General features: G+C 42.0%; 3 protein-coding genes. 2 read left to right on the top strand and 1 reads right to left on the bottom strand.

The annotated features are described in order from the left end of the window. Both VIP81_RS07175 and VIP81_RS07170 read left to right on the top strand, forming a co-directional pair. Positions 1-1,587, top strand: a 1,587-nt coding sequence (locus VIP81_RS07175) for a peptidylprolyl isomerase (protein ID WP_331957860.1), incomplete at its 5' end; no start/stop codon positions are given. Positions 1,588-1,730: 143 nt separating this feature from the next. Then, complete coding sequence (locus VIP81_RS07170; protein WP_331957858.1) at positions 1,731-2,237, top strand: DUF2480 family protein; 507 nt, start codon at positions 1,731-1,733, stop codon at positions 2,235-2,237. Here the strand turns inward: VIP81_RS07170 and VIP81_RS07165 are convergent. After that, entirely contained in the window at positions 2,234-2,362 is a 129-nt protein-coding gene (locus VIP81_RS07165; RefSeq protein ID WP_331957862.1) for a CorA family divalent cation transporter, read from the bottom strand. The genes VIP81_RS07170 and VIP81_RS07165 overlap by 4 nt on opposite strands. Between the last annotated feature and the right edge of the window lie 14 nt (positions 2,363-2,376).

The raw sequence follows: 2,376 nt of genomic DNA, 5'->3' as shown, positions 1-2,376 counted from the left end.
AAATACCAGGAACAACAGAAGTATATGACCCTCGTTAAACAAGGTGTATACTATCCTAAATGGATGGCAAAACAACAACAGGAAGATAACAGTCAATCTGCGACTGTATCTTATGTAAGCGTTCCCTATGCCACTATTTCTGACTCTACTATTAAAGTAACAGACGGTGACCTGAATCGTTTTATTCAGGATCACAAGCAGCTGTTTAAAGTAGAAGAATCCCGCAAAGTAGAATATGTATCATTTGATGCTATTCCTTCTGCTATAGATTCTACTGCAGCTATCCAACAGATTGTTGCGATGAAAGCTGAGCTGGACACTACTAAAGATGTTGCTGGTTTCATTAACCGCAATTCCGATATTAAATATTACGATGGATATATTTCCAAAAACGAAGCAAAAGTTCCTCAGAAGGATTCTATTGTGAATCTGCCTGTTGGCGCGATCTTCGGACCTTATTACGATAATAATCTGATCGTATATGCGAAAATGATTGATCGCAAGAATATGCCGGATAGCGTAAAGGTTCGTCACATCCTGATTGCATCCGGTGCACAGGGCGGCGCACCGGATTCTATTGCAAAGAAACGTGCAGATAGCATCGAAGTTGCTGTAAAAGGTGGCGCAGACTTTAAAGCACTGGTAAATCAATATTCTGACGATCCAGGAAGCAAACAAACTGGTGGGGAATATGATTTAACTCCTTCTTCTTCTTTTGTTCCTGAATTTAAAGATTTTGCTTTCGAGGGAACTAAAGGCCAGATTAAAGTGGTGAAAACCCAGTTTGGCTACCACGTAATGGAAATCATGGATCAGAAGAATATTGGTCCTGCTATTAAAGTGGCTTACCTCGGTAAATCAGTAGAAGCAAGTAAAGAAACAAATAACCTGGCTTACAGCGGCGCGAGTGATTTCGCAGGCAAGAGCCGTACTGGTGCTGCCTTTGAAAAAGCAGTACAGGAAGGTAAACTGAATAAAAGAATTGCTGACAACGTTCGCCCAATGGATTTTGTGATCCCTGGTATCGGGCAATCACGCGAACTGGTACGTTGGGCTTACGAAGCTAAGAAAGGCGATGTAAGTAACGTATTTACTTTCGATGATAAATATGTTGTAGCTGTTTTAACAAGTGTTCGTGAGGAAGGTACTGCTCCGCTGGAAGATGTTAGACCGCAGGTAGAAGCTGAAGTGAAAAAACATAAAAAAGCAGAACAGATCATTGCTAAACTGCAAACTCCGGCTAATCTGGATGCAGCAGCTAAAGCAACCAACCAGCCAATATTGAAAGCTGAAGGTGTAAACTTTGCTACTCCGTTTATCGCTTCTCTGGGCTTCGAGCCACGTGTGGCTGGTGCTTCTTTCAATAAGAAATGGGGTATCACCAGCGTATCGGCTCCGATTGAAGGAAACGGTGGCGTATATGTTATTAAAGTAGATAGCTACCAGCCCTCTGCTCAACCAGCGCAAGATGTAGCTGCTCAGCAGGCTGCATACGAACAGGGTGTTAAATCCATGCTGGATCAACAACTGTTTGAAGTGTTGAAAAAGAAATCTGATGTGAAAGATACCCGTGGTAAATTTTTCTAGACCGCTACATTTTTTACTGACATAAGAAGAAGGGAGGCAGGAATGCTTCCCTTCTTCTTTTTTAGCCCTTTCCCCACCTCCCAATCACTTATTCACATTCCTGCACCGATATTCGTAAATTTGTATCCTTAAATAAGGAAAAAATGGACGACATCATAAATAAAGTAGCACTGAGTGGATTGGAAACCATAGATCTGGAGGATTATTATCCACAGGGAGACACCGTGGTCTTTGATATGAAGGATTATCTTTTTATGGGGCTGATCCTGAAAGAAAAGGATTTTCGCGCCTCTCTGCAGTCGCTCGATTGGGAACAATTCCGTGGAAAAAATGTGGGTTTAATTTGTAGTGTGGATGCAGTAATCCCTTTGTGGGCATATATGCTGGTGATGACTAATCTGGAGCCTATTGCCAATTACGCTGCTTTTGGCGACGCCGATTTTATTCACAAAACACTTTATCTGCAAAGCCTGGCTAAAATTGATGTAGCATCCTTTACAGATAAGAGAGTGGTAATAAAAGGATGTGGTGATAAACGTGTAGGGGAAATTGCCTATGCCGAAATTACCCGCCTGCTTCGCCCGGTGGTAAAAAGTATCATGTATGGTGAGCCATGTTCTACGGTGCCTGTTTATAAAAAGAAAGGCTAGAACCAGCCTCGTTTTCTGAATATGAAGATCATCAGCAGTAACAGGATACCCATTCCTCCCAATGTATAGTAGTATCCATGCTTTGTATCCAGTTCAGGCATATAATGGAAGTTCATGCCGTAAATTCCGGCTAAAAGTG

This window comes from Chitinophaga sp., assembly GCF_036566945.1.
Lineage (GTDB): Bacteria > Bacteroidota > Bacteroidia > Chitinophagales > Chitinophagaceae > Chitinophaga.
Note: the sequence above shows the minus strand (reverse complement) of the source record. Positions and strands in the feature narration are given on the sequence as shown.

Coding starts and splice junctions, on each gene's coding strand:
- VIP81_RS07170 (WP_331957858.1), top strand. CDS start 1,731: ATGGACGACATCATAAATAAAGTAGCACTGAGTGGATTGGAAACCATA.